Source organism: Halanaerobium sp. DL-01 (genome assembly GCF_003338615.1).
Classification (GTDB): domain Bacteria; phylum Bacillota; class Halanaerobiia; order Halanaerobiales; family Halanaerobiaceae; genus QPJE01.
This window is the reverse complement of the sequence record NZ_QPJN01000056.1, coordinates 1-6006: the sequence shown is the minus strand read 5'-3', so window position 1 is coordinate 6006 and position 6006 is coordinate 1. Positions and strand designations below refer to the sequence as shown.

Sequence of the window (6006 nt, the reverse complement as noted above, 5' to 3'; positions counted from 1 at the left end):
TTATTAGCTAAACATAATAATTGAAATTCAAAACCGTCTGCTATTTTCTCGGGGCAAGCCCACGAGGTTTGCTAGCAGACTATAACTTCTATCACATTTCTATTTCATTATAGTTCTGTTTTAGAACTTTGTCAAGCTATTTTCCATATTTTTTTGTTTATTTTTATTATTCGACAAATTTGGAGGTTTTCTTATGACTTTTGGTAAAAATTTAAAAAAAGCTCGAAAAAATAAAGGATTTACCCAAAAAGATTTAGCGGAAATTGTGGGAGTTAAACGTTCAACTATTGCGGGGTATGAAAGCAAAAACCAGGAACCTTCATATAAAATATTAAAGAAAATTTCCGATGCTTTAGACTGCAGTATTGATTCTTTACTTGCTCCTGATTATGATAACTATACTGCTAGTGAAAATAAGATTTCTGAAGAAATTTTAAATAATAAAGAACTTAAATCTTTGTTTAATGAAATGAGAAAAATGGATTCAAATAATATTAACTTCTATAAAAGGTTAATTAAATTTATTGAAACAGAAAAATAATTTTTATGGTTATATTTCGTGACATTTTATGTGTTAATATAGAACTTTAGCTGGAAATTCTATGTTAATTTTTTGACTGTCAGGTAGGAGATATTCTGGTTTATGAAAAGAATAAATAAAATTTCCCGTTACAAATTTTCTAGTTTTTTTTGTAGGCTTAACTACTTTTTTCTAGGATGTGAGTAAATGAATTTAGGAGAGAGAATAAAAAAGCTTCAGAAAATGAATAATTATTCTTTACGGGAATTAGCTAGTAAAGTTGGAATTTCTCATACCTTTTTAAGTGATATTGAAAACAATCGCAGTAATCCTTCATTGGAGAGATTAAAAGACATTGCAGAGGCATTAAATGTTAATGTTAGTTTTCTCCTGGGAGAAAAAGATGAAATGGATAACTGGCTGACTAATGATGATTTTATTTCATTATATTCAAGATTTCATAAAAATCCTGAATTTAAAAAAGTAATGGAAAAAATAAATAAACTGGATTCTGATCAAATAAAGGATTTAAACAAATATATAAATAAAAAGTTTGGGATTTAATATAATAAGAATTTTTTTTATTTAAATCGAAAGCCGGAGGGCTGGGCAATAATGTACCTGTATCAATATATTATTCCCCACTATGAAAGTGATGCAGAAAATAGCAGAATTGATTATCTGGAGATTAAAAAATCAGCTTATCTATTATGAAAAATAAAAAAATCTTATATTGTATATTTATTTGTTCTCTAGCTAAAATGAGTAGAGAACTTTTTTATTTGCTGATATTTTTTAAATTTTAGATATTTTTCTTCTTAAAAAACTATTAATCGACATAAAAAGATAAAAAAGTTATATATTTTTCTATAAAATGGTATTGAAAGAAAATATAATATCTGCTATAATATTAATAAAATAATGGAGGTGCTGGTAAAAATATGAAGTATAGGTACAACGTTATTTCAAATGACTTTTGGACAGATGAGAAGGTTATAAAATGGGATCTGGATACAAAACTGCTTGCTGTATATCTATTAAGCTGTCCCCACAAAATGACTGAAGGTATTTTCCGGCTTCCTAAAGAATATATTGCGGCTGATTTAGATATGGGAAAAGAACGGTTGGACAAAGCGTTTACTAAACTGTTAGAAGATGATTTTATAAAATATGATGAAGAAGCCAAGATCCTTTTTATAACAAAGTCCTTAAAATATAATGCACCAGATAATCCCAATCAGGAAAAGTCTGCAATAAAGTGGCTGGAAAGGCTGCCTAAAACTTATTTGTTAAATGAATTTATTGCAAGTGCTAAAAAGTATAAAGAGTCTTTTTTTTGAACGGTTAGTGGAACGGTTCGGGGAACCTCAAACTCTAACTCTAACTCAAGAACAAACTCAAACTCAAATAAAAAATAAATGTTCTGATTCGAAATCAGAACGAGATCAGCAGGTTGAAAATTTAAAATTCGACCGGAAATCAATGCCCTTCAAAACAGCAGTTATGTTTATCGATCTGATTTTAGAAAATAATCCTCGTGCAAGAACACCAAAAAAAGATCCGGCTGATAAAAAAATGGCTGACTGGTGTACAGAGCTGGAAAGACTTCACCGACTTGGTCCTGTTGGAGCAGTTGAAAATGAGAACAAGGGCTACAGCTGGAAAGAAATCTGGAATATTATCAACTTCTGTCAGCAGGATGATTTCTGGAAAACAAATATTTTGAGTCCAGGGAAGCTGCGCAAGCAGATCATTAAGCTTGAAAACAAGATGAAAAGAGCTGAAAATTTCAAAAAAGATGAGGAAATCAGCATTCTTCAGGCTGTTTATGCTGGTGCCAAAAAAGAAGAGGAGGGAAGTTGAGATGAAAAAAACAAATGTTGTAAAGCTTTTGACCTTTTTAAGCCACGCCTATGCTCAAAGGATGAAATTTCCACTTAAAGGGCAGAAGCAGACAGAGATGATGGTTGAAGTGTGGCATGAATTTCTGGAAAGATATGAAGACAGATTAATTTTAACTGCAGCTAAAAAGTTGGCTGTAAATAATTCAGACTGGCCTCCCAGTGTTGGAGCTATTGTTAAAGAAGCTGAAGATATTGTAACTCCTGCTGAAGATAAAATAACAGGTGATGAGGCATGGAAATTGGTGCTTAAAGCAGTAAGAAAGTACGGCTATTACAAGCCGGATGAAGGGATGAATTCTCTGCCGGAAAAAGTACAAGAAGCTGTTAAGAATTTTGGAGGATTTAGAGCTATCTGCCACAGTAAAGCTAATAGTTCTTATGTCAGAAAACAATTTGTTGAAATTTATGACAGCATTGCAGAAAGGTACAGGAAATATAATTATCTGCCAGAATCTGTAAAAGAAAATTTAAAAAAGTTAAATGATGACTGTGATCAGAATTACCTTGAATAAAAACCTGTTCCATCAGATAGTTTTTAGGAGGATTAAATGTGTCCCAAAATTATCATTACTCAAGAAAATATTTAATAAAAAAATATGTTGAAAAAGCAGAAAAAATTAAAGATATTCCATCAGTAAAAAACATAGAAAAAGATCCGGATATGCCTTCATATCGTACATATAAGAGAAGATTTGGTGATTTGGATAAAGTTAAAGAACTGAAAAAAGTAAGAGATAGATTTAAAAATAAGAATAAAATTGATAAGCTAATTTGTGAATTTTGTGTTAAAAATCCAAGGAATTGTGATAGAGATGTGGAGGAGTGTAAAAAAGAAGCAGATTTATTTTTGGAATTTCAAAATGATAAATAATCTTTTCAGCATTAAAAAACTCCCCCATCATGAGGGAGTTCCCTTTTTAGTTAAAATTTTTATATTTGCTGATATCTTTTAGTTTATTTTCGTGCTGCAGATTTGTTACCATAATTAGTGTATCAATTGAATTTTTTAATTCTTTGATAAGTGGTTCAAATCTTAATAGAAGATATACAGAAAGAACCATCGGAAAACCATAAGTGCTGACAAGTTTAAATATTTCTTCCACCTGATCACCCCTAAACTTATGTTTGATTTAAGGATATCAGTAAGAACGGTATTTTTCAACCAGGTATATGGACATTTAAAGCTGATATACAACTGTTTGCGGCAGTATGGCGGCACAGCAGGGCGTTAAACCTTATTTATTATTTGAAAATCTAAAGCAAAAAATAATTAATATTACACCAACTTTTTTTCATTCTAATATAAATTCACTTAGGTTTAGTATACAATAAATATAAAGTAACTATTTTAGTTTTAAATAAATCTCATCAAGTTTATCAATGGTATCTTTTAATTCAGATTCATAGTCTTTAAGAATATAATTTAAATTATCAAATTCAGGATAATAATAATCAAATACGTTTTCCAGGAGATGCAGCATATCATCCAGCTGCTTTTCAATAGAATTATTATTTTCTATGCTGTATGATATATCCTCTATATCAGTAAAGTAATTCGGTAATTTTTTTGTAAGTATATCTTCCAGATCCTGCATTTCCTGTTTTACTATGCTTAGTTCCCCATTTGCCAGTTTGTACTGCAGTTTATCTCTTATTTGATATAAGCTTAGTTGAATATCTTTAAGAAGCTTTACATTGGTCAATCTGCTTTTCTTAGCAGTATTATGGCGTAATTCTCTAAAATATACCAGCAGTCCAAAGAAAATGATTATAATTATCATAAAAGATTGGGTTGTTGTTATTTTTGTTAAAAGAAATGCTGCAAGGCCAAAGACAAAACTTATAATATACAAAATATGCCTGCTCTGTTCTTCGCTCATACCGGATTCCAATAATATATGATGCAGCATTCTGGTCCTTAACTGGTTTAATTTGAAATCTTTTTTAAATATAATCTGGTAGAAGGCTATTATACCATTTATAATCGGTATACCGAGCAAAATAACCGGCAAAAATAAAGAAATAAAGGTAATACTCTTAACTGCTCCCAGAATTGATATTAAGGCAAGTACAGCTCCTGTAAACATACTTCCGGAATTGCCAAGCTGCCAGCTGCCATATCTCCTGTGCAAAAGTTTTATTATAACAAGACCTATTAACAGCATTGCTGCAAAAACAACTGTTAAAAACCTGCCCATATCCCAGGCTATAATCATAATAAATAGTGAAGAAATAATTGCAGTTCCTGAAGCAAGACCTTTAAGAGCATCAAGTAAATTGACAAGATTTATCATAGATAAAATCCATAATATTGTTACAGGGAAACTCAATTCCTCAAAATATATAAATCCTTCAAAGGGATTTGTAACATAATTAACCCTTATACCAAAAATTACTAAATATAAAACAGCAGCAAATTGAAGAAATAATTTGCTTTTCACACTTAAATCTTTATAATCATCTATTAAACCTACTATATAAATTAAAAATAAACCAAAAAGCAGGTGGTAATTGGAAGATTCTCCCGCTCTGAGTAGAAAAAAACCGATCATAAATATTATAAAAACCAGTAAGCCACCATATGGGTAATTATTGCTTTCTCTTTTTTTATTAAACTCCATAAATATCACCTTTAATTGTTTTCAAAATTTTCTTCAACTTTTTCCTCTTTATTTTCTTTCTGGTGTTCAAATATATCTTCTCTCTTTAGGACCTTAATTCCTGTTTTTAAGATTATATTTAAATCTATAAGTAATGAATGATTTTCCAGGTAATATTTATCGAGTTCTACTTTTTCATCAATATCGACATGATCTCTCCCATTTATCTGCGCATAACCTGTTACTCCAGGCTTAAGTTTGTATATACCATTTTCTTTTCTCTTTTCTATTAATTCTTCTTCAGTTAAAATTACAGGTCTTGGCCCAACTAAACTCATTTCTCCTTTAATTATATTGAAAAGCTGTGGTAGTTCATCAAGACTTGTTACCCTCAGCCAGTATCCTATTTTTGTTATGTAGCTGTCTCTATCATCCAGTTCATGGCTTGCTTTGTTTTTTGGTGTTTCTTTGTACATCGTGCGGAATTTGTAAACTATAAAAGGTTCTCCATGCTGTCCCATTCGTTTTTGTCTGAATAGAGCTTTTCCATGAGAATCTACTTTTATTGCAATAGCTATAATTAAAAGCAGTGGAGATAATATTATAGTTAAAATTATAGCAAATATAAAATCAAATATTCTTTTTAACATACAAATAACCTCTCCCGGCAAGAAATTAGATACATGTCTATTATACTTGATATACAGGAAAGATTCAATTTAAACAACAAAATGTCAGAAATTCTCTAAAAGCTTTACTTTTTTTTTAAAATTCTCGTTTTTGTTTCCGATTCACTTAATTCAGCCCCTTATTCGAAAAAATATTTTTATATCTTTATTCCATTTGGAGTTTTTTGCTTTGTACAGTTTTTTCTTAAAAAAGAATAAAAAATCTGCAGTAAATATCTCCAATAATAATTAAAACTTTTCATCTCAGTCACATAAACATTTTTGGCAGTTCTTTTCCATTAATTTACTTCAAA

General features: G+C 30.0%; 9 protein-coding genes. 6 read left to right on the top strand and 3 right to left on the bottom strand.

All coding sequences use genetic code 11. From position 1 onward, the window contains the following. The first annotated feature begins 193 nt into the window (after positions 1 to 193). The 6 genes from DER71_RS11510 (at position 194) to DER71_RS11485 (ending at position 3295) form a co-directional block, all read left to right on the top strand. A complete protein-coding gene (locus DER71_RS11510; protein WP_114474664.1) occupies positions 194 to 541 on the top strand; it encodes a helix-turn-helix domain-containing protein in 348 nt (115 codons plus the stop codon). A 186-nt stretch (positions 542 to 727) separates the two neighbouring features. After that, the gene (locus DER71_RS11505; protein WP_114458438.1) at positions 728 to 1084 is read left to right on the top strand and encodes a helix-turn-helix domain-containing protein; all 357 of its coding nucleotides are present in this window, start codon (positions 728 to 730) and stop codon (positions 1082 to 1084) included. 377 nt (positions 1085 to 1461) lie between these two features. Then, positions 1462 to 1860 (top strand): hypothetical protein, encoded by a 399-nt coding sequence (locus DER71_RS11500; protein WP_114474663.1) that lies wholly within the window; start codon positions 1462 to 1464, stop codon positions 1858 to 1860. A 163-nt stretch (positions 1861 to 2023) separates the two neighbouring features. After that, positions 2024 to 2383, top strand: coding sequence for a hypothetical protein (locus DER71_RS11495; RefSeq protein ID WP_158531824.1), 360 nt, complete (start codon positions 2024 to 2026; stop codon positions 2381 to 2383). A gap of 1 nt (position 2384) precedes the next feature. After that, a complete protein-coding gene (locus DER71_RS11490) occupies positions 2385 to 2936 on the top strand; it encodes a replicative helicase loader/inhibitor (protein ID WP_158531743.1) in 552 nt (183 codons plus the stop codon). 38 nt (positions 2937 to 2974) lie between these two features. Next, positions 2975 to 3295: a homing endonuclease associated repeat-containing protein gene (locus tag DER71_RS11485; protein ID WP_114474661.1), complete on the top strand. Its 321-nt coding sequence runs from the start codon at positions 2975 to 2977 to the stop codon at positions 3293 to 3295. A 46-nt stretch (positions 3296 to 3341) separates the two neighbouring features. Here the strand turns inward: DER71_RS11485 and DER71_RS11480 are convergent, their stop codons facing one another. The 3 genes from DER71_RS11480 to DER71_RS11470 form a co-directional block, all read right to left on the bottom strand. Continuing rightward, positions 3342 to 3527 carry a YvrJ family protein gene (locus tag DER71_RS11480; protein WP_114458442.1) on the bottom strand — a complete coding sequence of 62 codons (186 nt, stop codon included), beginning with the start codon at positions 3525 to 3527 and terminating at the stop codon, positions 3342 to 3344. 240 nt (positions 3528 to 3767) lie between these two features. Then, positions 3768 to 5045, bottom strand: coding sequence for an MraY family glycosyltransferase (locus DER71_RS11475; RefSeq protein ID WP_114474660.1), 1278 nt, complete (start codon positions 5043 to 5045; stop codon positions 3768 to 3770). Between the two features lie 11 nt (positions 5046 to 5056). After that, positions 5057 to 5674 (bottom strand): sugar transferase, encoded by a 618-nt coding sequence (locus DER71_RS11470; protein WP_114474659.1) that lies wholly within the window; start codon positions 5672 to 5674, stop codon positions 5057 to 5059. Positions 5675 to 6006: the final 332 nt, after the last annotated feature.

Excerpts from the sequence above, each read along its gene's own strand:
- DER71_RS11510 (WP_114474664.1), top strand. The coding sequence starts at position 194 with ATGACTTTTGGTAAAAATTTAAAAAAAGCTCGAAAAAATAAAGGATTT.
- DER71_RS11505 (WP_114458438.1), top strand. The coding sequence starts at position 728 with ATGAATTTAGGAGAGAGAATAAAAAAGCTTCAGAAAATGAATAATTAT.
- DER71_RS11500 (WP_114474663.1), top strand. The coding sequence starts at position 1,462 with ATGAAGTATAGGTACAACGTTATTTCAAATGACTTTTGGACAGATGAG.
- DER71_RS11495 (WP_158531824.1), top strand. The coding sequence starts at position 2,024 with ATGTTTATCGATCTGATTTTAGAAAATAATCCTCGTGCAAGAACACCA.
- DER71_RS11490 (WP_158531743.1), top strand. The coding sequence starts at position 2,385 with ATGAAAAAAACAAATGTTGTAAAGCTTTTGACCTTTTTAAGCCACGCC.
- DER71_RS11475 (WP_114474660.1), bottom strand. The coding sequence starts at position 5,045 with ATGGAGTTTAATAAAAAAAGAGAAAGCAATAATTACCCATATGGTGGC.
- DER71_RS11470 (WP_114474659.1), bottom strand. The coding sequence starts at position 5,674 with ATGTTAAAAAGAATATTTGATTTTATATTTGCTATAATTTTAACTATA.